Source organism: Micromonospora sp. NPDC049257, from assembly GCF_040678915.1.
In the GTDB taxonomy this organism is placed as follows: domain Bacteria; phylum Actinomycetota; class Actinomycetes; order Mycobacteriales; family Micromonosporaceae; genus Micromonospora; species Micromonospora antibiotica.
In genome coordinates, this window is record NZ_JBFAQU010000012.1 from 123,315 (window position 1) to 146,576 (window position 23,262).

24 protein-coding genes are annotated in these 23,262 nt (G+C 73.6%); 16 read left to right on the forward strand and 8 right to left on the reverse strand.

Translation table 11 applies throughout. The features are described 5' to 3' along the window. Positions 1 to 178 precede the first annotated feature (178 nt). Both AB0K25_RS19185 and AB0K25_RS19190 read left to right on the forward strand, forming a co-directional pair. Positions 179 to 682 (forward strand): ATP-binding protein, encoded by a 504-nt coding sequence (locus AB0K25_RS19185; RefSeq protein ID WP_308290777.1) that lies wholly within the window; start codon positions 179 to 181, stop codon positions 680 to 682. 60 nt (positions 683 to 742) lie between these two features. Next, positions 743 to 1,459 (forward strand): HD domain-containing protein, encoded by a 717-nt coding sequence (locus AB0K25_RS19190; RefSeq protein ID WP_219462514.1) that lies wholly within the window; start codon positions 743 to 745, stop codon positions 1,457 to 1,459. A 120-nt stretch (positions 1,460 to 1,579) separates the two neighbouring features. Here the strand turns inward: AB0K25_RS19190 and AB0K25_RS19195 are convergent, their stop codons facing one another. From AB0K25_RS19195 to AB0K25_RS19220, 6 genes are all read right to left on the reverse strand, one after another. After that, on the reverse strand, positions 1,580 to 2,020 hold the full coding sequence (locus AB0K25_RS19195; RefSeq protein WP_208566564.1) for a barstar family protein: 441 nt from the start codon (positions 2,018 to 2,020) through the stop codon (positions 1,580 to 1,582). A gap of 62 nt (positions 2,021 to 2,082) precedes the next feature. Beyond that, positions 2,083 to 2,454 carry a ribonuclease domain-containing protein gene (locus AB0K25_RS19200; protein WP_357536834.1) on the reverse strand — a complete coding sequence of 124 codons (372 nt, stop codon included), beginning with the start codon at positions 2,452 to 2,454 and terminating at the stop codon, positions 2,083 to 2,085. 327 nt (positions 2,455 to 2,781) lie between these two features. Next, positions 2,782 to 4,026 (reverse strand): cellulose-binding domain-containing protein, encoded by a 1,245-nt coding sequence (locus tag AB0K25_RS19205; RefSeq protein WP_357536809.1) that lies wholly within the window; start codon positions 4,024 to 4,026, stop codon positions 2,782 to 2,784. Between the two features lie 329 nt (positions 4,027 to 4,355). Next, the gene (locus tag AB0K25_RS19210) at positions 4,356 to 5,171 is read right to left on the reverse strand and encodes a hypothetical protein (RefSeq protein ID WP_363821457.1); all 816 of its coding nucleotides are present in this window, start codon (positions 5,169 to 5,171) and stop codon (positions 4,356 to 4,358) included. A gap of 399 nt (positions 5,172 to 5,570) precedes the next feature. Next, the gene (locus AB0K25_RS19215) at positions 5,571 to 6,275 is read right to left on the reverse strand and encodes a VOC family protein (protein WP_219462521.1); all 705 of its coding nucleotides are present in this window, start codon (positions 6,273 to 6,275) and stop codon (positions 5,571 to 5,573) included. A 78-nt stretch (positions 6,276 to 6,353) separates the two neighbouring features. Further along, on the reverse strand, positions 6,354 to 8,156 hold the full coding sequence (locus AB0K25_RS19220; RefSeq protein WP_219462523.1) for an ABC transporter ATP-binding protein: 1,803 nt from the start codon (positions 8,154 to 8,156) through the stop codon (positions 6,354 to 6,356). Between the two features lie 212 nt (positions 8,157 to 8,368). On the opposite strand from AB0K25_RS19220, the gene AB0K25_RS19225 reads away from it, so the two are divergent. The 8 genes from AB0K25_RS19225 to AB0K25_RS19260 all read left to right on the forward strand — a co-directional run bounded on the left by AB0K25_RS19225 (position 8,369) and on the right by AB0K25_RS19260 (position 14,323). Continuing rightward, complete coding sequence (locus tag AB0K25_RS19225) at positions 8,369 to 8,794, forward strand: MarR family transcriptional regulator (protein ID WP_219470050.1); 426 nt, start codon at positions 8,369 to 8,371, stop codon at positions 8,792 to 8,794. A gap of 89 nt (positions 8,795 to 8,883) precedes the next feature. Continuing rightward, positions 8,884 to 10,221 (forward strand): FAD-dependent oxidoreductase, encoded by a 1,338-nt coding sequence (locus AB0K25_RS19230; RefSeq protein WP_305072038.1) that lies wholly within the window; start codon positions 8,884 to 8,886, stop codon positions 10,219 to 10,221. Positions 10,222 to 10,451: 230 nt separating this feature from the next. Beyond that, entirely contained in the window at positions 10,452 to 11,186 is a 735-nt protein-coding gene (locus AB0K25_RS19235; protein ID WP_363821461.1) for a lysozyme, read from the forward strand. Positions 11,187 to 11,299: 113 nt separating this feature from the next. Then, positions 11,300 to 12,070 (forward strand): peptidoglycan recognition family protein, encoded by a 771-nt coding sequence (locus AB0K25_RS19240; RefSeq protein WP_255597603.1) that lies wholly within the window; start codon positions 11,300 to 11,302, stop codon positions 12,068 to 12,070. Between the two features lie 36 nt (positions 12,071 to 12,106). Beyond that, positions 12,107 to 12,478 (forward strand): metalloregulator ArsR/SmtB family transcription factor, encoded by a 372-nt coding sequence (locus AB0K25_RS19245; protein ID WP_204922997.1) that lies wholly within the window; start codon positions 12,107 to 12,109, stop codon positions 12,476 to 12,478. Next, positions 12,475 to 13,116 carry an SRPBCC family protein gene (locus AB0K25_RS19250; RefSeq protein ID WP_363821464.1) on the forward strand — a complete coding sequence of 214 codons (642 nt, stop codon included), beginning with the start codon at positions 12,475 to 12,477 and terminating at the stop codon, positions 13,114 to 13,116. Before AB0K25_RS19245 ends, AB0K25_RS19250 begins: the two co-directional genes overlap by 4 nt. A gap of 72 nt (positions 13,117 to 13,188) precedes the next feature. Beyond that, the gene (locus AB0K25_RS19255) at positions 13,189 to 13,779 is read left to right on the forward strand and encodes an NADAR family protein (protein WP_363821467.1); all 591 of its coding nucleotides are present in this window, start codon (positions 13,189 to 13,191) and stop codon (positions 13,777 to 13,779) included. A gap of 34 nt (positions 13,780 to 13,813) precedes the next feature. Next, positions 13,814 to 14,323, forward strand: a complete 510-nt coding sequence (locus AB0K25_RS19260; protein ID WP_357534453.1) for an NUDIX domain-containing protein — start codon at positions 13,814 to 13,816, stop codon at positions 14,321 to 14,323. Positions 14,324 to 14,385: 62 nt separating this feature from the next. Here the strand turns inward: AB0K25_RS19260 and AB0K25_RS19265 are convergent, their stop codons facing one another. After that, on the reverse strand, positions 14,386 to 15,546 hold the full coding sequence (locus AB0K25_RS19265) for an LLM class flavin-dependent oxidoreductase (RefSeq protein ID WP_363821470.1): 1,161 nt from the start codon (positions 15,544 to 15,546) through the stop codon (positions 14,386 to 14,388). 129 nt (positions 15,547 to 15,675) lie between these two features. On the opposite strand from AB0K25_RS19265, the gene AB0K25_RS19270 reads away from it, so the two are divergent. The 6 genes from AB0K25_RS19270 (at position 15,676) to AB0K25_RS19295 (ending at position 21,687) form a co-directional block, all read left to right on the forward strand. Then, positions 15,676 to 16,644, forward strand: a complete 969-nt coding sequence (locus tag AB0K25_RS19270; protein WP_219462533.1) for an aliphatic sulfonate ABC transporter substrate-binding protein — start codon at positions 15,676 to 15,678, stop codon at positions 16,642 to 16,644. Beyond that, positions 16,641 to 17,474 (forward strand): ABC transporter permease, encoded by an 834-nt coding sequence (locus AB0K25_RS19275; protein WP_363821473.1) that lies wholly within the window; start codon positions 16,641 to 16,643, stop codon positions 17,472 to 17,474. The genes AB0K25_RS19270 and AB0K25_RS19275 overlap by 4 nt, the downstream gene beginning before the upstream one ends. A gap of 65 nt (positions 17,475 to 17,539) precedes the next feature. Further along, on the forward strand, positions 17,540 to 18,253 hold the full coding sequence (locus AB0K25_RS19280) for an ABC transporter ATP-binding protein (RefSeq protein WP_308291099.1): 714 nt from the start codon (positions 17,540 to 17,542) through the stop codon (positions 18,251 to 18,253). Positions 18,254 to 18,267: 14 nt separating this feature from the next. Beyond that, the gene (locus AB0K25_RS19285) at positions 18,268 to 19,686 is read left to right on the forward strand and encodes a selenium-binding family protein (protein WP_219462559.1); all 1,419 of its coding nucleotides are present in this window, start codon (positions 18,268 to 18,270) and stop codon (positions 19,684 to 19,686) included. Next, the gene (locus AB0K25_RS19290; protein ID WP_219462561.1) at positions 19,683 to 20,318 is read left to right on the forward strand and encodes a hypothetical protein; all 636 of its coding nucleotides are present in this window, start codon (positions 19,683 to 19,685) and stop codon (positions 20,316 to 20,318) included. Before AB0K25_RS19285 ends, AB0K25_RS19290 begins: the two co-directional genes overlap by 4 nt. Positions 20,319 to 20,415: 97 nt before the next feature. After that, positions 20,416 to 21,687 (forward strand): sulfite oxidase, encoded by a 1,272-nt coding sequence (locus AB0K25_RS19295; RefSeq protein ID WP_363821476.1) that lies wholly within the window; start codon positions 20,416 to 20,418, stop codon positions 21,685 to 21,687. 42 nt (positions 21,688 to 21,729) lie between these two features. On the opposite strand, the gene AB0K25_RS19300 is transcribed toward AB0K25_RS19295, so the two are convergent. Continuing rightward, a complete protein-coding gene (locus AB0K25_RS19300; protein ID WP_363821479.1) occupies positions 21,730 to 23,136 on the reverse strand; it encodes an endo-1,4-beta-xylanase in 1,407 nt (468 codons plus the stop codon). Positions 23,137 to 23,262: the final 126 nt, after the last annotated feature.

Genomic DNA, 23,262 nt, shown 5'->3' on the forward strand with positions numbered 1-23,262 from the left:
CACCGCCGACCGACCCGGCCGGGCCCGGTGGCACCGAGCACCCGCCCGCCGGACCCGTGTGCGGCGTCACCGTCACGGGAAGACCCTGGTCCGGGTACGGCCGGCCGGGACAGGAAGAATGGCGGGAACGACGGTCGGGCCCGGCCCCGGCGGCGAGGATCAGCGGAGGTGGGCGCGGGTGACGGGTGGACGCGACGTCGGCGCGAGCTGCCCCGACCTGGTGGCCGCACGCCACCCGGCGCACGACCCGCCCGGCACGCCACCACCTGCCGGTCCGGCGGCCCGGGACGCGCCGGTGGTGTTCCGCGCCGCACTGGCCGCCGACCCGGCCCAGCTCTCCCCCACCCGGGAGGCGCTGCGGTCGTGGCTGACCGGGGCCGGGGTGGACGAGGCCGACGTGGAGGTGGTGCTGATCGCCGTCGGCGAGGCGTGCGCCAATGCCATCGAACACGGCTGCCGCTTCGCGTCCGGGGCCACCGTCACGGTACGGGCCGGACTGCACGCCGGCCGGCTGGAGATCGAGGTGTCCGACACCGGCGGCTGGCGCGACGGGCCCTCCGACGGGCGCGACCGGGGGCGAGGGCGACTGATCATGGCCCGGCTGATGGACGAGGCACAGCTCGACGGCACCTCCGACGGGACGACGGTACGCCTGGTCAAGCACCTTTCCGGCAGGAGGTGACCCGGTCACATGCCCGACGACGGGGTCCGCTGGACAGTGAAGATCGGCTATAAGTAGGCGATGGAGTTCCCGCCGTACCTCGCCACCATGCCGATGCACGCGATCACCGAGCTGCACGGTGAGCCGGGCCTGCTGGCCCGGTTCCGGTTGGAGCTGCCGGCCTTCGCGGCGGCCGACCGGGACCGGCTGACCGCCGCCCTGGACCTCGCCGCCGAGCTGCACCGCGACGACCGCCGGTCCCGGGAGCCCTACCTCAACCACCTGCTGCGGGTGGCGATCCGGATGATGCACCACTACCAGGTGCGCGACGTCGACGTGATCGTCGCCGGTCTGCTGCACGACGCGGTGGAGGACCACCCCCGGGAGCTGGCCGGCACGCAGGCGTCCGACCCGACGGCGGCGGCGCTGGCCACGCTGGCCGACCGGTTCGGGACGCGGGTGGCCCGGCTCGTCGGCGCGGTCACCAACCCGGTGTACGACCCGGACCGGGACCCGCACGTGCAGTACCGCGAGCACGTCGCGGCCAGCCTGGACCGGGAGCCGTGGGCCCGGGTCATCAAGATCTCCGACTTCACCGACAACGGCGTGGGGGTGGTCTACGCCGTCGGGCCCAAGGTGGCCCGCTCGGCGGCGAAGTACCGCCCACTGGTGCCGGTGTTCCGGGATCTGATCGCCCGGCCGGACACCCCGCTGTCGGCACCGGTGAAGCGGCACATCTTCGCCCAGCTCGACCTGGCCGAGGAGCGGTTCAGCGCGATCCTCGACCACCCCAACTGACCTCGCCCCGCCGACACCTTCGCTGCGCCTCTCCCGCCGGCAGGTCGGGCGGGGCCGGCTCAGCGCCCCGGGCCTGCCGGTGGCCGGAAAACGACCCGACCCGGCACGGCACCGCACGGCTCAGCGCGCCACGCCGCCGGGTGGGACGGCCACGCCACAGCCGCCGAGGACGGCGGAGAGCCGCAGTCGCAGGGCGGGCAACGCCTGCGGGGTGTCCCGCAGCACCAACCGGACCGGCTCCCGGGCACCCGCCGACACCCCGCCCACCACGTCGAGCAGTGTGCCGAGCTGGCCGGACGGCTCGTCGGCGAGCAGCAGGCCGGCGTCGGTCACCTCCAGGGTGAGCGGGCCGGCGTCGAGCCGTTCGGCCAGCACGTCGGCGAGCGCGTCCCAGTTGCGGCCGAAGTGTCCGGGCAGGTCGAGGGCGACGGCGAGGGCGTCGAACAGCGCGGGACGGGTGCGGGCCGCCGCGCCGGCCACGGTGAGCGACGGCGTGGGATGCCCCGACGGCGACGGCTCGTCGGTCACCCGCAGCCAGCCCGGCTGGCGCTGTCCGGTCATCGTGCATCCTCCTGCTCACCCGGGGTGGGCCGACCGACCGGCCCACCCCGATGGTTCCTGGCTCAGATCCGGTAGAAGTTCGCGTAGTGGTCGGGCGAGAACCAGGTCGCCCCGGTGCTCCTGTTCACCACGATGCGGTACGCGTCCCGCGCCGCGCCGGAGACCCGCGGGTAGACGTCGTACTCGTAGTAGGTGGCGCCGCCGGGGAGCTGCCCCTCGTAGTTGTGGAACTGGCCGCCGGCGAAGTTCGACAGGCCGCCGCTCCAGGCGTACCAGCCCCGGCTGGTGGGGAAGCTCTTGGCCGACCAGCCGGATCGGGCGGTACGGGCGTCCGCGCAGCGGGACATCGTGCAGGAGCCGTAGACCGCCGCCGACGCGGAGTCGGCCAGCCTCGGGGTCACCACGGACGGCCCGACCAGCACCGCCGCGATCATGGCGGTCAGCAGCGCGAGGGTGCCCAGCAGCCGGTGCGGTCGGGTGACGGGGTGCGGGGTGGCGGGGTGCGGGGCGGTGACGGGGGTGACGGGGTTCGCGGGAGTGCGCAACGGGTCCTCCGGGTCGCGGGGGCCGACAGGAACGTATCGATCGGGATGGTTATCCCGGTCAGCCACATTCTGGCGGGAGGCGAACCCCGCCGACCAGAGGTCAGCCTGGCAACCGTGGATGAACGCACCATGATCGGCACGTCACCGCCGGCTGAAATGCTCGGGCGACACGGCCGGGACCGGGCAGCCCCGTCGGCCACCCGGTCCCGGCGGGGGTCAGCAGCCGATCCGGCTGCTGCCCAGGGCCACGTCGTCGTACCAGATGGTGTCCGCGCCCTCGCCGTAGCTCTCCCAGCCCAGCTTCAGGTCGGTCAGCCGGGGCCGCCAGGTGCGGTTGAGCCACTGGCCGTCGACGTCGTGGGTGGGCACCCCGTCGGCGGTCAGCCCGGTGATGGCGGTGCCGTCGAGCCAGGTACGCAGCTGACCCTGGTTGCCGTCGACCATGAACTCCAGGCACGTCCAGCGCCCGGTGGGCAGCGGCACGCTCAACGCCACCCCGGCCGGGCTCTGCTCGGGCAGGGTCGCGTCGTCGGAGGCCCGGTTCCACTGCAACGCGCCGTTCTGGCCGCCCATCCGCAGATCCTTGTTGCCGTCGGCGGCGTCGGTCATCGCCGTCATGGTGACGTGCTGGGTCGGCAGGGCGGTGGTGTGGCGCAGCCAGATCCGGCCGTACCGGACGGTGCCCACGGCGCTGAGGTCCTTGTTGGACCGGACGAAGACGTGGTTGCAGTAACCGGCCGCGCCGTCGATGCGCAGCGAGCGGCTACCGCTGTGCGTGGTGGTCGTGTCCACCGCCGCCCGGCCCGCCCCGGAGCAGTCCGGGTTGACCACGCTCCAGTCGCCGGCCGGCGTCGAGCCGGTCTGGTTCTCGAATCCGTCGCAGAGCACCGCACCGGCGCACCCGGCCGGCGGCGGGGTGGTCGGCGGCGGGGTCGTGGGCGGGGGCGTCGTCGGCGGCGGCGTCGTGGGCGGCGGGGTCGTCGGCGGAGGCGTGGTCGGCGGCGGGGTCGTCGGGGGCGGCGTGGTGGGCGGCGGCGTCGTCGGGGGCGGGGTCGTGGGCGGCGGCGTGGTGGTCGGCGGCGGAGCGCCGTTGCACGGTACGCCGTTGAGCGCGAACCCGGTCGGCGCGGCGGAACCCGAGGTGCTGGTGCCCTGGACGCCGAACTCGGTCGAGCCGCCGGCCGGGACACTGCCGTTCCAGGCGGCGTTGCGGGCGGTGACCGTGCTGCCGACCTGGCTGACCTGGGCGTTCCAGCCACCGGTGATCCGCTGGCCGCCCGGGTAGGACCAGGTGACGGTCCAACTGCTCAGGGCGGTGTCGCCCGGGGAGACCCGGACGTTGGCGGTGAAGCCGCCGGTCCACTCGTTGGGCTGGTAGTCGACCCGGCAGCCCTGGGCCGCCGAGGCGGTGCCGGCGAGCACGGTGGTGACGGCCGCCGCCGCTGTGACGGTGGCAGCCACGGCGGCGGTGATACGGGTACGGGAAATCCTCACAGGGGTCCTTCCGGCTGGCCGTCGGGGAAACACCGACGGCGCGGGAGCATCGACATCGCTCGCGCGTCGACATGCCTCTCGGCACGTGGACAACAGCCCGGCTCAGGCCACACCGCCGCCCGGCAACAGGGCGGCACCCGGACCCCAATGTAGTGATGGTTGCCTATGGAAACAAGTGCCCCACCGCGTACGGCGATGGTCGCCGGCGCAAACCCCGGCGTCGAGCCCCACCCCGGTCGGCGTCACACTGCCGGCGCGCGGTCGACCCGCCACCGGGTCGACCGCACGCTGCCGCCTCAGCGGTCGGTGGACAGGCTGGCGCAGTCGGTCTCGTCGGGCAGCAGCGGCCGGAGGGTGATCGACCAGCGTTTCCCGCCGGAGGTCCACGGGGTCACCGCGTTGGCCTTGTCGGCGGCGGCGATCACCTGCTGCACGGCGGCCCCGGTGACCGTCACGCAACCCAGTTGGAGCCCCTCACCGAGACTGGTGCCGGGCAGCGCCGGGCCGGGCCACTCCACCCTGGGCTGCTTCGCGGTCTCCGGTGTGGCGACCCACGGCCCGGCCACCGCCGCGATGGCGGTCGGCTGGTACGGCTGCGTCGCGGCACCCGCCGGATCGGTCACCTTGTCGGCGAAGGTCCGCAGTTTCTCCCGGGCGGCCTGCTGGGCGGCGGTCAGGCCGGCCTCCGGGCCGGTCGCCTCACCCAGGGCGTAGACCTCCAACCGCTCGGTGCCGACCGGCCCCCGGATGGTGAACCGGGTGGTGGCCACGTCGGTGATCGACGGGGTGCCCACGTCGACGGAGCTGCCCACCCCGGCGGCGCGGGCCTGCTCGACCAGCTTCGCCACCTCGGCCTTGCTGATCGTGCGAACCTGGATGTTGGGCAGCGCCGGCCCGGGATAACTCAGGATCGTCGGCCCCTCGGTGATCACCCGACCGTCGCCGTAGACGCTGACGGCCGGCAGCCGGGTCACATTGGTCTCGGGCCGCACGAAGCCACCCGTATAGTCGATCCGCAGCACCGGCACATCAGCGGGAAGAGCGGATGGGACCGCGTCGGGGGCCACACCCGCCCCGTCCTGCCCCGCACACGCCGCCGTGAGCAGGAGCACCGGAACAACCACCACCCACATGCCTCGAAAACTCGTCATACCCCTTGGACGCACCCAGACCCCCCACGGCTCCCCCCACTTTCCCCACCCCCGCCCCGCTCCCACCCCACCCCCACCACGCCCCGCCCCACCCCGCCCCGGTGATCAAGAGGTTTACGTCAACTTTGATCTTCTGAATGACCTAAACCTCTTGATCACCGGGGCATAACGCTCGACGTGGGGAGCGAACGAGGCGGAGCGGAGACAGAGGGACGCGGAGCCTGCCACGCGCCTGGTGATCAAGGAGTTTGCGTCATCGGGGAGATCAAAGTTGACGTAAATCTCGTGATCACCGGGTAGATCGCCGTGTGGGGGCGGGGTGGGTGGGTGGGGTGGGGTGGGGTGTTGCGGGTGGACGGGTCAGGCACCCGGCGCGGGTTCGGAAACCTGCCGATCCGGCTGGGGTTGGCGGGCGCGCAGGAACGGGCCGAGGCCCATTCCGTCCTCGGTGGCCAGGAACGCGCCGCGTGCGGTCAGCAGGGTCTCGTCGGCGTGCGCCATGCACCCCCACGCCGTGTCGCCCCACGAGTCGGCGAGCTTGACCTCCGCCGGTTCGGGGCAGGGCTCACCGCGCGGGCCGCCGATCTGGCACCGGGCGGGTGCGCCGCCGCGCCGACCGGCCGCCTCGGCGGCCTCCCGGATCAGCGAGAACCGCACCTCACCGCCCGCCTGCGGGTCACGCTCCTGCGGCGGTACGGCCTGCCGCTGCCCGAAGGCGACCACGTTGCCGTCGGGGTCGGTGACCCGGCACTCGCCCCCGGGGGCGTGCTCCGGGTAACCGCTCTTCTCGACCGGGTGCCCGGCGGCGGTGAGCCGCTCGGCGGTCGCGGTCAGGTCGTCGACGTACAGGTAGACGAGCAGGGGCAGCTCGACGGTGACCAGGCGGGGGGTGACCGCCGCCAGGAGCAGCGTCAACTCCCCGCACCGCAGGTACGACCAGTGTGAGCCACCGTCGCCGCCGGCCCGGATCTCGGTGTAGCCGAAGTTCTCGTAGAACCGTCGGGCCGCGTCGGCGTCCGCCACGTACAGCACCGGCACCTGGGACCGCACACCACCACTCTGCACGGCGTCACTCTAGTCACCGATGATCGGGGATTCACGTTGTGCAGATCGGGGGTTCTCCGCCCGCCCGGTCGGCCCGGGTCAGCCGGCCAGGGTGGCGTACCGGCCGGCGCGGGCCAGCAGCGTCTCGTGGGTGCCGGACTCGACGATCCGGCCGTGGTCGAGCACCGCGATCTGGTCGGCGTGGCGCACCGTGGACAGCCGGTGCGCGATGGTGATCACCGTGCGTCCCTCGGCGAGGGTGTCGAAGGCCCGTTGGACGGCGCGTTCGGTCTCGGTGTCCAGCGCGCTGGTCGCCTCGTCGAGCACCAACACCCGGGGGTCGCGCAGCAGCGTACGGGCGATGGCCAGGCGCTGCTTCTCGCCACCGGAGAAGCGGTGGCCCCGGGAACCGACGACCGTGTCGTACCCGTCGGGCAGGGCGGCGATCAGGTCGTGGATCTGCGCGGCGCGGGCGGCGTCGGCCAACTGGGCGTCGGTGGCGTCGGGGCGCGCGTACCGCAGATTTTCCCGGATGGTGGTGTGCAGCAGGTAGGTCTCCTGGCTGACCACGCCCACGACGGCGGCCAGGTCGGTCAGCCGCAGGTCGCGCAGGTCGACACCGTCGATGGTGATCCGGCCGGCGTCCGGGTCGTGCAGCCGGCTGACCAGGGCCGCGAGGGTGCTCTTGCCGGAGCCGGTCTCGCCGACCAGGGCGAGGCTGGTGCCCGCCGGGACGTCCAGGCTGATGCCGGCGACGGCGGCGGTGTCGCTGCCCGGGTAGCTGAAGGTGACGTCCTCGACGCGCAGGTGCCCGCGCACCCGGGTCGGGTCGATGGTCACCGGCCGGGCCGGGTCGTCCACCTCCACCGGCAGGTCGAGGTACTCGAAGATCCGGGCGAACAGCGCCAGCGAGGCGGTCAGCGTGACACCCACGTTGAGCAGCCCCATCAGCGGCCGGAACAGCCCGCCCTGCAGGGCGGTGAAGGCGACCAGGGTGCCGATGCTGAGCGTGCCGGCGGTACCGGGCAGCCCCGCGCCGAGGTAGATCACCGCCGGGATGGCGGCGAAGATGATCGTCATGGTGGCCATCCGCCAGCGGCCGGCCAGCTCCGAGCGCAGCTCCAGATCGACCAGGCGGGCCGAGCTGCTGGTGAACCGGTCGATCAGTGCGTCACCCGCGCCGAGGGTCTTGCTGAGCTGCACGCCGCTGATCGACAGCCCCTCCTCGATGGTGACGTTGAGGTCGGCCAGCTCCTGCTGACGCTGGGCGGTGATCTCACGGCGCATCGCGGCGACCCGGCGGGTGAGCCAGATGGCCGGCGGCAGCACCACCAATGAGACCAGGGTGAGCCGCCAGGACAGCGCCACCATGGCGACCAGGGTGGCGACCACCGTGGTCAGGTTGGACGCGATCGAGGTGGCGGTGGAGGTGACCACCGTCTGCATGCCGCCGATGTCGTTGGTGATCCGCGACTGCACCTCGCCGGTGCGGGTGCGGGTGAAGAACGCGATCGACTGCCGGTGCAGGTGGGCGAAGACGTCGGTGCGCAGCCGGTGCATCACCAGCTGCCCGACCCGGGTGGAGATCCAGGTCTGCGCCACGCCGAGCACGGCGGTCACCGCCGCGACGGCGATCATGCCGACGACCAGCCAGACCAGCAGGGTCAGGTCGCGCTCGGGCAGCGCCCGGTCGATCACCGCCCGCAGCAGGAACGGCGAGGCCATCGCGACCATCGACGACACCACGATGATCGCGGTGACCACAGCCAGTTGACCACGGTACGCGGTGAACAGCCGGCCGATGCGGCGCAGCGAGACGGCACGGGCCTGGGTCTTCTCGGCGGCACTGGCGGTCCGGGGGGCGCCGCCGCGGCCCTCCCGGTGGGTCTGGGTGGTGTCCAAGGGGGTCCTTCTTCCGTTCGGGGTTGTCCGCGGGGGTGGAGGTTCACGCTCTGCGGCGCGGTGCGCTCGGCACAGCGGGCGAACCGGTGTTCCGTTCAGGTCCAGTTACTGAGGTTACCTCATCATGAGGTAGCAACAGTGAACACTGCTACCGTATTCCGGTGACCGGTGCGACATCCGACCCCCTGGCCGACCCGCCCGCAGGCGTTCCGGTGGAGCCGTCGGCCGAGCCGGTCGGGGAGAGCCTCGCCGAGTTGTTCTGGGCGGTGGCCCGTCGGCTGCGCCACCAGTCCCGACGTACCCTCGAACCCTGGGACGTCAACCCCGGACACGCCCGCGCCCTCGCGGTGCTCACCCGGCACGGGGCGATGCGGCTCAGCGCCCTCGCCGAGCACCTGCACATCGCCCCCCGCTCCACCACCGAGGTCGTCGACGGCCTGGAGGAACGCGGGCTCGTCGCGCGCCGCACCGACCCAGCCGACCGGCGGGCGACCCTGGTCGCGCCGACCGACGAGGGTACGCGGGTAGGCGCGGCCATCCGGACGGCCCGCGCGGCCGAAGCGGAGCGCTTCTTCGGCCACCTCTCCCCCACCGACCACGCCGACCTCACCCGCATCCTGCGCACCCTGCGCGACTGAGCCCACCCCGGCCCGGCGGCACCTCGACAGCCACACCGGCCCGACATGCCCGGACGCGGGAGCGGGTGGGTGGGCGTAGCGGCGGGTGGGTGGGGTATGCGCGGGCGGTGCGGGTGGTGGTGGTCGGTGGGGGTTTCTCGGGGCTCGCCGCTGCGGCGGTGTTGTGCCGGGGTGGGGCACGGGTGCTGGTGCTGGAGGCGCGGGAACGGGTCGGGGGGCGGGTGGCGACCCGGCGGCTGGACGACGGCACGGCGCTGGACCTGGGCGCGCAGTGGATCGGCCCGACCCAGGAACGGATGGCCGCCCTGGTGGCCGAGCACGGGCTGACCACGTTCCCGTCGGCCGCGTACGGGAGGCCGGTGGTGCGCTGGGACGGTCGGCTGCAGGAGACACCGCCGGAGTCGGTCCGGCAGACGGTCAACCTGCTCGACGACTTCGCCGCCGAGGTGGACCCGGCAGCCCCGTGGCGGGCGGCGCGGGCGGACGAGTGGGACCGGCTCACCCTCGGCGGCTGGTTGGCCACGGTCACGCCCGATCCGGTGACGGCCCGGTACGTGGGTCGGCTGATCGCCGGTGGGTTGCTGGCGGCGGACCCGGACGAGGTGTCGCTGTTGCAGGTGCTCTTCTACCTGCGCAGCGGCGGTGGGAGCGGGTTGCTGCTGGGGATGGCCGGGGGCGCCCAGCAGGATCGGATCGTGGGCGGGCCGGCCCTGCTGGCGCAGCGGATGGCGGCGGCGCTGCCCCCGGGGACGGTACGGTCCGGGGCACCGGTGCGGACGATCCACCAGGACGGGCACCCGGTGGTGGCGTACACCGATGACGGGGCGTACCCGGCGGAGGCGGTGGTGGTGGCGGTGGCCCCGACGCTGGCGGGCCGGATCGCGTACTCGCCGGCGCTGCCGGCCCTGCGCGACGCGTTGACCCAGCGGATGCCGATGGGGTCGGCGTTGAAGCTGCACGCGGTCTACCCGACGCCGTTCTGGCGGGCCGACGGGTGTTCCGGGGTGACCACGTCGACCGACGGGCCGCTGACCGAGACGGTGGACAACTCGACGCCGGGTTCGACGCGTGGGGTGCTGACCGCGTTCAGCTACGGCCGGCAGGCCCGGGAGCTGCGCCGGCTGTCGCCGGGCCGGCGACGGGCGGCGGTGCTGGCCGCGCTGGTGGGGCTGGTCGGCCCGGCCGCCGCCGAGCCTGACGACCTCGTCGAGTACGACTGGTCGGCCGACGAGTGGACCCGGGGCTGCTTCTGCGGGGCGTTGACCCCCGGCTCGTGGCGGGACCACGGTCCCGAGCTGCGCCGGCCGGTGGGGCGGGTGTACTGGGCGGGCACCGAGACGGCGACCCGGTGGGCCGGCTACCTGGAGGGCGCGGTGCTGGCCGGCGAGCGAGCGGCGGCCGAGGTCCTCGCCCACTACGCCGCCTGACCCGGGACCAGTCGACCCGCCCACCTCTCGACCGTCGGGCAGACCGCGCGACCCGGGCCCGGTGGATCCGCTCGCACCGCGATTGTCGGGCGGGTGGACGGTAGCGCCACGTGCAGAAATAGATAATCTTGATTCAGTCTATTGAAACCTATCTCCGGCCGTGACCTAATACCTGACAGTTCCTTTCGTCGCTCCCGCCGTAACCACGCGGCATCCCCCAGGGAGGAAAGATGAACCGTCTCCGTGCGGTCACGGGCGCGCTGCTGGCGGCCGTCACCATGGTCGCCGCCACCACCCTCGGCATCGTCACCCCGGCCACCGCCGCCCCGGCCGGCCTGCCCGGCATGGACGTCTCCAGCTACCAGGGCAACGTCAACTGGTCCGCCGCCTGGAACAACGGCGCCCGGTTCGCCTACGTGAAGGCCACCGAGGGCACGTACTACACCAACCCGTACTTCGCCCAGCAGTACAACGGGTCGTACACCGTCGGGATGATCCGGGGTTCGTACCATTTCGCCCGGCCGGACACCACGACCGGCGCGACCCAGGCCAACTACTTCGTCGACCACGGTGGCGGCTGGTCGAAGGACGGCCGGACGCTGCCCGGCGCGCTCGACATCGAGTACAACCCCTACGGCGCGACCTGTTACGGGCTGAGCCAGAGCGCGATGCGCAACTGGATCGCGTCCTTCGTCAACCAGTACTACGCCCGCACCGGGCGCTGGGCGACGATCTACACCACCACCGACTGGTGGACCACCTGCACCGGCAACTACAGCGGCTTCGCCGCCACCAACCCACTCTGGCTCGCCCGGTACGCCGGCACGGTGGGCACCCTGCCGGCCGGCTGGGCCACGTACTCCTTCTGGCAGTGGGCGTCGTCGGGCACCTTCCCGGGCGACCAGAACGTCTGGAACGGCACCCTCGACCGGCTCCGGGTGCTGGCCTGCAACGGCCCCTGCTGACCCGACCGGAGCGCCGCAGCCGCCCGGTCGGCCCGGCAACGACCCCCGGCCACCCCGGAGTCGTCGCAATGGTCGACCGGCCGGCACCTCCCCCACCCCCTGAGGAGCCCGCCATGTCCGTACCCGTGTCCCGGCGCAGCGTGCTGCGCGGCGCGGTCCTGCTCGGCACCGCCGGGGCGCTCGCGCCGAACCCGTTCGGCGGATCCGCCGCGAGCGCCGCCGCCGTGGGCCACTCCGCCGTCGACCCGGCCCTGACCACCGCCAGCGCCCTGACCCACGGCAGCGCCCTGACCACCGGCAGCACGTCGGCCGACGGCCGGGTCGTCCTCGGTCGGGTCGACCAGCCGGTGATCGCCAACTGCGCCACCTGGGGGGCCCGGCCGCCGTCCTCGCCGGTGAGCGTGGTCGGCAGCCGGCCCAACAAGATCATCGTGCATCACACGGCGTTCCCGAACTCGACCGACTACAGCCTGGCCCACGCGTACGCCAACTCGCGGGAGATCCAGGACCTGCACATGGACGGCAACGGCTGGCTGGACTCCGGGCAGCACTTCACCAACAGCCGGGGCGGCCAGCTCACCGAGGGCCGGCACGGCAGCCTGTACGCGCTGCTGCACGGGCAGACGATGGTGCAGGGCGCGCACTGCGTGGGGCAGAACAGCCAGGCCATCGGCATCGAGAACGACGGGATCTACGTCGACGTGCAGCCGCCGCAGGCACTCTGGGACAGCCTGGTGGTGTTCTGCGCGTTCACCTGCCAGCAGTACGCCATCCCGGCGAGCCAGATCTACGGCCACAAGGACTTCGCCAGCACCCAGTGCCCGGGTCTGCTGCACGACCGGTTGCCCGAACTGCGCTCCGCCGTCGCCGCTCGACTGGGTTGATTGCTTATATAAGCCATGCCTGATACAAAGGGGACCGTGCACGCCTTCGACGTCCTCGGCGACCCGGTACGCCGGCGCATCCTCGAACTGCTCGCGCAGGGCGAACGGAGCGCCGGTGGGGTCTGCGCGGTCATCCAGGAGGAGTTCGGGATCACCCAGCCCGCCGTCTCGCAGCACCTCAAGGTGCTGCGGGACAACGGGTTCGCCACGGTCCGCCCGCAGGGCGCCCGTCGGCTCTACGCGGTCGACCCCGCTCCGCTGCGGGAGGTCGACAGGTGGCTGGAGGGATTCCGCCGGTTCTGGACGCCGGCCCTGGACGCCCTGGCCACCGAGATCGCCCGGGGTCGGCGCGAACGGCGGGCGCACACCACGACGGACGACCCGACCGAGCACCGGAGCACCTCATGATCGAGACCAGCCACCAGATCAGCGCCGTACGACGCACCGTGGGCAGCCGCACCCTGGAGGCGGGTGAGGCACGGGTGCTGACCATCAGCCAGACGTACCCGACGACGCTGGACGACCTCTGGGACGCCTGCACCAGCGCCGAACGCATCCCGCGCTGGTTCCTGCCGATCTCAGGCGACCTGCGGCTGCACGGCCGCTACCAGTTCGAGGGCAACGCCGGGGGCGTGGTGCAGCGCTGCGACCCGCCGAAGAGCTTCGCCGCCACCTGGGAGATGGGCGACGAGACCAGCTGGATCGAGGTCCACCTGACCCCGGAGGGCGACGAGCGGACCCGGTTCACCCTGGAACACGTCGCCCACGTCGACGACGTCCGGTGGACCGAGTACGGCCCCGGCGCGGTCGGCGTCGGCTGGGACTCCGGCCTGCTCGGCCTCGCCAGCCACCTCGACGCCGACGGTGGAGGCGTCACCCCCGACCAGGCCGCCGAATGGATCGGCTCGGCGGACGGGCGACGCTTCATGACGCTCAGCGGCGAGGCGTGGGCCGAGGCCGACATCGCCGGCGGCACCGACCCGCAGGCCGCCCGGGCCGCCGCCGCCCGGACCATCGCCGCGTACACCGGCACGCCGCCGGCCTGACCCCGGGGCCCGCACCGGGTCCGGGCGAAACCCGGGCGCGGGTTGTCGGTGCCGGCAGGGACACTGTGCGGCATGTCGATGCGCCGCGCCGAAGACGTCCTCGCCCTGCACCGCGCCGGGCACCGGGTGCGCTACCTCTGCTTCTGGGGGCACCAGCCGCAGCGGGACGGCACCGTCGGCCGCGGCTGCCTGAGCCAGTGGTGGCCGGCGGCGTTCACCGTCGACGGGCGGCGCTTCGCCACCGCCGAGCACTGGATGATGTGGCGCAAGGCGCTGCTCTTCGACGACGCCGAGGCCGGGGAGCGGGTGCTCGCCGCCGGCCACCCGCAGCAGGCCAAGGGGGTCGGCCGCCAGGTCCGCGGGTTCGACCAGGCGGTGTGGGAGGCCGAGCGGTACGCCGTCGTGCTGGCCGGCAGCCTGGCCAAGTTCGGCCAGCACGCCGACCTGCGGGCGTACCTGCTGGGCACCGGGGACCGGGTGCTGGTGGAGGCCAGCCCGGTCGACCGAGTGTGGGGGGTCGGGCTGGCCCCCGACGACCCGCGCGCCGAGGACCCGGCCCGCTGGCGTGGGCTCAACCTGCTCGGGTTCGCCCTGATGGAGGCCCGGGAGATCCTGCGCGACGACCGGCCGACCGACCCCGGGCCGACGGCGGACCTGCCCTGAGCGGGGTGGCCCGGGGGCGGTAACGTGCGGCGGCATGACCGTCCTGCCGTACGCGCACTGCCACTACTGCGGGGCGGCCTACCCGCCGGACGCCGACTGGCCCCGGCTCTGCCCGGCCTGCGGCCAGACGGTGTGGCGCAACCCCACCCCGGTCGCGGTCGCGCTGCTGCCGGTACGGACCGACGCCGGGCTCGGCCTGGTGGTGGTGCGCCGGGACATCGAACCGGCCCGGGGCCAGCTCGCCCTGCCCGGCGGGTTCGTCGAGTACGGCGAGGAGTGGTCCGAGGCGCTGGTCCGGGAGCTGCGGGAGGAGACGGGGCTGGTCGACGAGGCGCAGCGGGCCCGGTTGTTCGCGGTGCACGGCGCCCCGCACGGCGGCACCATGATGATCTTCGGGGTGCTGCCGGAGCGGCCGGCCGCACAGCTCCCCCCGTCGACGCCGACCGAGGAGGCCACCGAGTGGCTGGTCCTCACCGAGCCGGTCGAGCTGGCCTTCTCGACCCACACCCGGGTGCTGGCCGACTTCCTCGCCGGCCGGCACTGACCCCGCCGCGCCCGGCCGGCGCGGACCCGCCGCAGGTGCCGGACCCGCCGGACGCGCCGTGGTCAGACCCGGGCGGGCTGCGGGGCGAACGGGACGCTCGGCGTCGGGTCGGGGGCCGGCTCACCGGCGGGATGCCGCCACAGGCCCCGGGCCCGCAGGATCGGCAGCACCCCCTCACCGAACCAGTACGCCTCCTCCAGGTGCGGGTGGCCGGAGAGGACGAACTCGTCGATGCCGAGCGCGTGGTACTCGGCGATCCGGTCGGCGACCTCGGTGTGGCTGCCCACCAGGGCGGTGCCGGCCCCGCCCCGGACCAGCCCCACTCCGGCCCAGAGGTTCGGGGCGACCTCCAGCCCGTCGCGGCTGCCGCCGTGCAGGGCCAGCATCCGGCGCTGCCCCTCGGACTCGCTGCGCCGCAGCCCCTCCTGGGCGGCCCGGATGTCGGCCTCGTCGATGCCGTCGAGCAGCCGGCCGGCCTGCGCCCAGGCCGCCTCGGCGGTGTCCCGGGCGATGACGTGCAGCCGAATACCGAAGCGCGGCGACCGGCCGGCGGCGACCGCCAGGGCGCGGATGTGGTCGAGCTTGCCGGCCACCTGGGCGGGCGGCTCACCCCAGGTCAGGTAGACGTCGCTGTGCCGGGCGGCGACCGGGCCGGCGGCGGTGGACGAGCCACCGAAGTAGACGGGGGGCACCGGGTCGGGCAGCCGGGCCAGCCGGGCGCCCTCGACGCGCAGGTGTTCCCCGACGTGGTCGACGGTCTCCCCCCGCCACAGTGACCGCACGACGTGCAGGAACTCGTCGGTGCGGGCGTACCGGGCGTCCTTGTCGAGGAAGTCGCCGTAGGCGCGTTGCTCGGCGGACTCCCCGCCGGTGACCACGTTGAGCAGCAGCCGGCCGCCGGACAGGCGCTGGAAGGTGGCGGCCATCTGGGCGGCGAGGGTGGGTGAGAGCAGGCCGGGGCGGAACGCCACCAGGAACTTCAGCCGTTCGGTGACCTCGGCGAGCATCGCGGTGGCCAGCCAGGCGTCCTCGCACCAGGCCCCGGTCGGGGTGAGCGCGCCGACGAAGCCGAGTTGCTCGGCGCTGCGGGCGATCTGCCCGAGATAGGCGACGGTGGCGGGGCGGGCCCCACCGGCGGTGCCGACCGCGACGCCGTGACCACCGCCGACGATGTCGCGGCTGTCGCCGTAGGTGGGCAGGAACCAGTGGAAGGTCAGCGGCATCGGGGGTCCTCCTGAGGGATGGGACGACAACCAGGACAGGCTACCCATAAAACCTATCGGTTTGGTAGGTTACTGCCCGCCGCCGACCTGCGGCGTCGCGAGCACATCGTCCACTCCCGAGGAGCCGACATGTCCACCCCGCCGAGGAACCTGCGCCGGCTGGCCACCACCCTGTTCACCGCACTGTCCCTGGTCGCCGTCGGCGGGGTCAGCGGCTGCACCGACGACGCCGACGCCCAGGCCGGCAGCGGCCCGCTGCGCATCGGCTACCAGCGCTTCGGCGGGCTGAGCCTGGTCAAGGCCCGCAACGCCGCCCCGGACGCGCAGTGGTCGCTGTTCGAGAGCGGCCCCGCCCTGACCGAGGCGCTCAAGGCCGGCGCGATCGACATCGGACAGGTCGGCGAGGCACCCCCGATCTTCGCCGCCGCCGCGAAGATCCCCTTCTCGGTGGTCGGCACCTCCGCCCCGATCCCCCAGGGCGAGGCGGTGCTGGTCAAGGAGAGCAGCGGCCTGAAGACCTTCGCCGACCTGCGCGGCCGGACGGTGGCGCTGAACAAGGGCAGCAACGTGCACTGGCTGCTGGTCCGGCTGCTGGCGGCCAACAACATGACGCTGAAGGACATCACCGTCAAGTACCTCAAGCCGGCCGAGGGACGGCCTGCGTTCGACAACGGCCAGATCGACGCCTGGATCATCTGGGACCCGTACTTCGCCCTCGCCGAGCAGCCCGGGGTGAAGGTCCTCGCCGACGCCACCGGCCTGGCCAGCAACCGGGAGTACGTGCTGGCCTCACCCGAGGTGGTCCGGGACCGCACCGACGACGTCCGCGCCTTCCTCACCACGTACCGGAAGGTCACCGACTGGGGGATCGCCAACCCGGCCGAACGCGCCACGGTGCTCGCCCCCGAGCTGAAGATCCCGCTGGACGTCACCACCCGGGCCCTGGCCCGCAGCGCCCGCCCGCTGGCCCCGGTCACCCCTGCCGTCGGCACCGAACTCCAGGCCATCGCGGACGGCTTCACCACCCTCGAGCTCGTCCCCGGCCCGGTCGACATCGCCGGTCGGGTGGACGACCGGTTCAGCGCGGTGTTCCAGTGAGCAGCACCGTGCTGGTCAGCGCGCCACCGGCCGCCGTCGCGGCACCACCCGACGCCGGCCCGCGACGACGTGCCGGCCTGCGCTGGCGGCGACTGGTCAGCCCGGTCGTGCTCGTCGCCGGGTGGGAGGCCGCCGCCCACGCCGGACTGCTCGCCCCGGAGAAACTGCCCGCGCCGAGCCGGGTGCTCGCCACCGGCGTACGACTGGCCCGCGACGGCACCCTCGGCGTCCACCTGCTCGACTCCCTCACCCGGGCCGGCGTCGGGTTGCTCCTCGGCGGGCTGCTGGCGCTGGTCCTCGGCGTCGCCGCCGGGCTGCTCCGCCTCGGCGACGACCTGGTCGACCCGCCGGTGCAGATGGCCCGGATGCTGCCCCACCTGGGACTCGTCCCGCTGCTGATCATCTGGGTGGGGATCGGCGAGTCGCTGAAGGTAACCCTGGTCGCACTCGGGGTGTTCTTTCCGATCTACTTCAACACCTACGCTGGCATCCGGGACATCGACGAACGGCTCGTCGAGGCAGCCCGCACCTGCGGCCTCGGGCCCGCCGCCCGGCTGCGGCACGTGGTGCTGCCCGGGGCGCTGCCGTCGCTGTTCCTCGGGCTGCGACTGGCGATCGGGGCGGCCTGGCTCAGCCTCGTCGTCGGCGAACAGATCAACGCCCAGACCGGCATCGGCTTTCTGATGATGGAGGCCCGGGAGTTCAGCCAGACCGACGTGGTGGTGCTCGGCCTGGTCGTCTACGCGCTGCTCGGCCTGCTGTCCGACCTCGCCCTACGGATCCTGGAGAGGAGGACCCTGACGTGGCGACGCGGCCTGCGCGCGACCTGACCGGCCCGGCCGGCGGCGCGGACGGGGCACCCGCCCGGGCGGACGGGGTGACCGGTGGGGCCACGGTGCTGACCGCCCATGCGGTGCGGCGGGCCTTCGACGGCCGGCCGGTGCTCGCCGGGGTCGACCTGACCATCGCCGCCGGTGAGGTGGTGGCGCTACTCGGCGGCAGCGGGTCCGGCAAGAGCACCCTGCTGCGGGTCCTCGCCGGCCTGGACGCCGAGGCCACCGGCCGGACCCGGGTGCGCGGCACCGCCGCCGTGGTCTTCCAGGAACACCGGTTGCTGCCCTGGAAGCGGGTCGGCGACAACGTTGCGCTGGGGTTGACCGGTCCCCACGTGCGCTCCCGGGTGGACCGGGCGCTGACCGAGGTGGGGCTGGCCGACCGACACCGGGCCTGGCCGGCGGAACTCTCCGGCGGTCAGGCGCAACGGGTCGCGGTGGCCCGGGCCCTGGTCCGGGAGCCGGACCTGCTGCTGCTCGACGAGCCGTTCGGGGCACTCGACGCGCTGACCCGACTGCGGATGCAGTCCCTGCTGCGCCGGCTACGCGCCGAGCACGGCTTCGCCGCCCTGCTGGTCACCCACGACGTCGAGGAGGCGCTGCTGCTCGCCGACCGCATCCTGCTGCTCGACGGGGGCGTCATCGCCGAGGAGATCCCCGTCGACCTCGGCCCCGCCGGCCGGTCCGCCGACCGACCGGCCCGCTCCCCCGACCAGCCCGCCTTCGGCGCGTTGCGTCGCCGGCTACTCGACCGCCTCGGCGTACCCGCCGCCTGACCCCGGAGCCGACCATGACCCGCTGGACACCCGACCCGAGTTTCTACCCCTCCCCCCGCGAGGCGGCCACCGCGCCCGCCGAGAAGCTGGCCTACGTCGCCGCGTTCGACCGTGCGGCGCAGCGGCCGGACGCGATCGTCGTGCTCGACACCGACCCGGACTCCGCCGACTACGGCCGGGTGGTCGGCTGGACCGACCTGCCGCACACCGGCGACGAGCTGCACCACTTCGGGTGGAACGCGTGCAGCAGCGCGCTCTGCCCCACCGCACCGCACCCGCACGTCGAGCGGCGCTACCTGATCGTGCCGGGGCTGCGGTCGTCGCGCATCCACGTGTTCGACACCCGGCCGGACCCGCGCGCCCCGCAGCTGGTGAAGGTGATCGGCGCGCAGGAACTGGCCGAGAAGTCCGGCTACTCCCGCCCGCACACCGTGCACTGCGGCCCCGACGGCATCTACCTGTCGGCGCTCGGCGGCGTCGACGGTGCCGAGGGTCCCGGCGGCATCGCCGTGCTCGACCACACCACGTTCGCCGTCCGGGGCGCCTGGGAGGCCGACCGGGGCCCGCAGTTCCTGGCGTACGACGTGTGGTGGCACCTCACCCAGGACGTCCTGGTCACCAGCGAGTGGGGCACCCCGTCGATGATCGAGGACGGCATCGTCGGCGAGCTGCTGCTGGGGCGCAAATACGGGCACGCGATCCACTTCTGGGACCTCGCCAAGCGCCGGCACGTGCAGCGGGTCGACCTCGGCGACCAGTACCAGATGGCGCTCGAACTGCGCCCCGCGCACGACCCGACCCGGTCGTACGGCTTCGTGGGGGTGGTGATCAGCGTCGAGGACCTGTCCGCGTCGGTCTGGTTGTGGCACCGCGACGGCGCGGGTGCGGACGCCCCGTGGACGGTGACCCGGGTGATCGACATCCCGGCGGAACCCGCCGACCCGGCCGACCTGCCGGACCTGCTCAAGCCGTTCGGGGCGGTGCCACCGCTGGTCACCGACATCGACCTGTCGGTGGACGACAGGTTCCTCTACGTCTCCTGCTGGGGCACCGGGGAGCTGCGCCAGTACGACGTCAGCGACCCGTTCCACCCGGTGCTGGTCGGCTCGGTGCGGCTCGGCGGCATCGTGGCCCGCACCGCCCACCCGGCCGCGCCGGACGAGCCCCTGGCCGGTGGCCCGCAGATGGTGGAGATCAGCCGGGACGGCCGGCGGGTCTACGTCAGCAACTCGCTCTACGGTTCCTGGGACGACCAGTTCTATCCCGACGGGGTGGGCGCCTGGCTGGCCAAGCTGGACGTCGACCCGGAACGCGGCGGGCTCACCCCGGACGTGCGGTTCTTCCCGCGCGGCGAGGAGTTCCGGGGGCTGCGGGTGCACCAGACCCGGTTGCAGGGCGGCGACGCCAGCTCCGACTCGTACTGCTTCCCGTGACCGGGCGGACCCTGCTGGCGTTGGTGGCGCTCGGCGCGTTCCACGGGTTGAACCCGGCGATGGGGTGGCTCCTCGCGGTCGCCCGGGGGTTGCAGGAGCGTCGCCGGGCGGCGCTGCTGGCCGCGCTGCCCCCGGTCGCGGCGGGTCACCTGGCCTCGGTGGCGGTGGTCGCCGCGCTGGTCACCGCCACCCGCTCGGTCACGGCCAGCACCGCGCTGACGGTGACCGGCGGGGCGGTGCTGGTCGGTTTCGGGCTGTGGCGGCTGTTGTCGCAGCGGCACTTCCGCTGGGCCGGGATGCGGCTGTCGGCGGCGCAGGTGGCCGGTTGGTCGTTCCTGATGTCGTCGGCGCACGGCGCCGGGCTGATGCTGCTGCCGGTGCTGCTGGCCGACCCGCAGCCGGCCGGCGGGCACGCCGGGCACCTGGCGGCGGCGCCGGCCGGCGCGCTGCCGGGGCTGGTCGCGGCCGGGGTGCACACCCTGGTCATGCTGGGCGTCGCGTCGACCGTCGCGCTGGTGGTGTACGAGGTGCTGGGGGTCGGGGTGCTGCGCCGGGCCTGGTTCAACGTGGACCGGCTCTGGGCCGGGGTGCTGGTCGCGGCGGGGGTGGTGACGCTGGCCGCCGCGATCTGACCGAATGGCCCCGGCCGTGGTCGGCCAGTGGCCCTGCCCGGCGGGTAACTCCTACTGATTCAATAGGAGTTACCGTCGCCGAGCCGAAGGAGCCCCGGTGTCCACCGTTGTGTCGTACGACGAGGCAGACCACGACGCCCGCCGGGCCCGGCAGTGGCTGGCCGGTCAGGCCCGGGACCCCGGGGTGTCCCGCGCCGAGCTGATCGCGGTGGGCACGGCGATGAGCGCCCTCGCCACCGACACCCGGGAGCCGGTCACGCCCGCCACCGGGCCGGTCGGGGTGCCCCCGGGCATCGTCAAACCGCTCGACCCCGCGCAGCTCACGCCCCGCGAGGGCAACGCCGAGATGCGGTGGGAGGCGATGGCCGGCCAGGGATACGTGGTGCCGAACGACCGGTTCTTCGTCCGCAACCACACCCACACACCCCGCATCGACGCCGACACCTGGCGACTGCGGCTGCACGGCGACGGCCTGCGCGACGCCCCGACCCGGGACGCCCCGGTCGAGTTCGGCTACGCCGACCTGCGGGCGCTACCCGCCGTCGAGCTACCCGCCCTGGTCGAGTGCGCCGGCAACGGGCGGCACTTCTTCGCCAGCCAGCAGGACACCCCCGCCGCCGGGGTGCAGTGGCGGCTCGGCGGTGTCGGGGTGGCCCGCTGGCGCGGGGTGCCGCTGGCCACCGTGCTACGGCACGCCGGGCTGACCCCCGACGCGGTCGACGTGATGCCGGAGGGCCTGGACCCGCCGTACGTCACCGGGGGTGTCGACCTCGGCCGGGTACGCCGTCCGCTGCCGATCGGCAAGGCCCTCGACGACGTGCTGCTGGCGTACGAGATGAACGGTGCGCCGCTGCCACCCGACCACGGCTTCCCGGTCCGGGTGGTGGTGCCCGGCTGGATCGGGATCTCCTCGATCAAGTGGGTCGGTGCGATCGAGGTCTCCACCGTCGCGCTGTTCTCCCCGTGGAACACCAGCCTCTACCGGATGTTCGGACCCGGCCGGCCGGTCGACGGTGGGCCGGCCGACACGCAGTCGGTCAAGAGCGCGTTCGAGCTGCCCTGGGACGCCCGGCTGGCGGCCGGTGTCGAGACCACGCTGACCGGCCGGTCGTGGTCCGGGGCCGGTCCGATCGACCGGGTCGAGGTCGACACGGGCGACGGGTGGCAGCCCGCCACGCTGGTCGGGGCGGACCGGGGCGGGCCCTGGCAGCGGTGGTCGACGCGGTGGTGTCCGCCGACCGCCGGCCGGTGGACGCTGCGGGCCCGCGCGGTGGACGTGACCGGCCGGGGTCAGCCCGACCGGGCCCCGGGCAACGACCTCGGGTACCTCTTCGACGGGGTGGTCCGGCATCCGGTGACGGCGGTCTGACCGCGACGGTCGCCGCCGCGCCGGGGTGGGGTCGGTGTCCGGTCAGGCGCGGGCGCAGGTCGCCGTGCCGGTGGGACCGTTGCCGGTGCCCTGGAAACCGAACTCGGTGCCGGCTCCCGCACCGACGGTGCCGTTGTAGCTGACGTTGCGGAAGCTGACCGCACCGGAGGTGCCGGTGTGCTGCGCGTTCCACGCGTTGGTGACGGTGGCGTCCGACGGCAGGGGCAGGTTGACCACCCAACCGTCGAGCCCGGCCGGGCCGGCGGTGACCTTGACGGTGGTCACGAAGCCGCCGGGCCAGGAGTTCACCGACACCGCCGCGGTGCAGGCACCGTCACCGGGCGGCGGCGGCGTGGTCGGCGGCGGAGTCGTCGGCGGTGGTGTGGTCGGCGGGACGGTGGTGCCGCCCGCGTTGAGCGCGTCCAACGTGGAGGCGTACGCGGCCTTCTTGGCGCCGTTGCCGTCGAAGAGCAGCGGGGTGGCGCTGGCCCGCCACGAGTCGGTGTCCCGGATGCCGGAGACGGTGATGCCGGTGCAGCGGGAGACCGCCAGGCAGGCGCTGACCACGCGGGAGTAGCTGTCGGCCTGGGAACTGCCGGAGCCCTCGATGTCCAGCTCGGTGATCTGCACCTCGACGCCGAGGTCGACGAATCGCTGGAGGTTGGCCTGGTAGTCCGACGGCACCGGCGACTGGGCGGTGAAGTGGGACTGGAAGCCGACGCAGTCGATCGGCACGCCCCGGGCCTTGAAGTCCTGGACCATGGCGTACACGCCGTTGCTCTTCGGGTTCTGCCCGTCGGTGTAGTAGTCGTTGTAGCAGAGCTTCGCGCCCGGGTCGGCGGCGCGGGCGGCCCGGAACGCCGCCTCGATCCAGTCGTCACCGGTGCGCTGCAGGTTGGAGTCCCGACGCGCACCGCTGCCACCGTCGGCGAACGCCTCGTTCACCACGTTCCACGCGTGGATCTTGCCCCGGTAGTGGGTGGCGACCTGGGTGACGTGGTTGAGCATGGCGTTGCGCAGGGCGGTGCCGGACAGGACCGCCGTCCAGCGCGGTTGTTGCTGGTGCCAGGCCAGCGTGTGACCGCGGACCCGCATCCCGTTGGCCTGGGCGTGGCTGACCAGCTTGTCGCCGCTGGCGTAGGTGAACTGGTTCGGGCTGGGCTCGGTGGCGTCCCACTTCATCTCGTTCTCGGCGGTCACCGAGGTGAACTCACGGTTCAGGATGCCGACGTAGACGGAGTCGGCGAGCCTGTTCACCGCCACGGCGGTGCCGAAGTAGCGGCCCGTCTCGGCGGCGGCGGCACCGAGGGTGGTGCCGGCGCTGGCACTGGAGGCGAGGGCGACGGTGGTGCCGACGGCGACCACGCCGGTAACGATCGAGACCAGTGCGGCACGCAGCTGCGGTGGTGTGGTCCGACGCCCGCTGCTGCGGGCGGACACATGGTTCATGGCAGAGACCTTTCAAGACGGTGAGGGGTGCACCGTCCCGACCTTTCGCCCGAGTGCGGTGGCCGGCCCGGGGAGGCGGGGTGGTCGCCCGGAGGCCACGCCCGCCTGTGCCGTCGCTCAGCCGCC

Coding starts and splice junctions, on each gene's coding strand:
- AB0K25_RS19190 (WP_219462514.1), top strand. CDS start 743: ATGGAGTTCCCGCCGTACCTCGCCACCATGCCGATGCACGCGATCACC.
- AB0K25_RS19195 (WP_208566564.1), bottom strand. CDS start 2,020: ATGACCGGACAGCGCCAGCCGGGCTGGCTGCGGGTGACCGACGAGCCG.
- AB0K25_RS19200 (WP_357536834.1), bottom strand. CDS start 2,454: ATGATCGCGGCGGTGCTGGTCGGGCCGTCCGTGGTGACCCCGAGGCTG.
- AB0K25_RS19235 (WP_363821461.1), top strand. CDS start 10,452: ATGAACCGTCTCCGTGCGGTCACGGGCGCGCTGCTGGCGGCCGTCACC.
- AB0K25_RS19240 (WP_255597603.1), top strand. CDS start 11,300: ATGTCCGTACCCGTGTCCCGGCGCAGCGTGCTGCGCGGCGCGGTCCTG.
- AB0K25_RS19250 (WP_363821464.1), top strand. CDS start 12,475: ATGATCGAGACCAGCCACCAGATCAGCGCCGTACGACGCACCGTGGGC.
- AB0K25_RS19255 (WP_363821467.1), top strand. CDS start 13,189: ATGTCGATGCGCCGCGCCGAAGACGTCCTCGCCCTGCACCGCGCCGGG.
- AB0K25_RS19260 (WP_357534453.1), top strand. CDS start 13,814: ATGACCGTCCTGCCGTACGCGCACTGCCACTACTGCGGGGCGGCCTAC.
- AB0K25_RS19265 (WP_363821470.1), bottom strand. CDS start 15,546: ATGCCGCTGACCTTCCACTGGTTCCTGCCCACCTACGGCGACAGCCGC.
- AB0K25_RS19270 (WP_219462533.1), top strand. CDS start 15,676: ATGTCCACCCCGCCGAGGAACCTGCGCCGGCTGGCCACCACCCTGTTC.
- AB0K25_RS19285 (WP_219462559.1), top strand. CDS start 18,268: ATGACCCGCTGGACACCCGACCCGAGTTTCTACCCCTCCCCCCGCGAG.
- AB0K25_RS19300 (WP_363821479.1), bottom strand. CDS start 23,136: ATGAACCATGTGTCCGCCCGCAGCAGCGGGCGTCGGACCACACCACCG.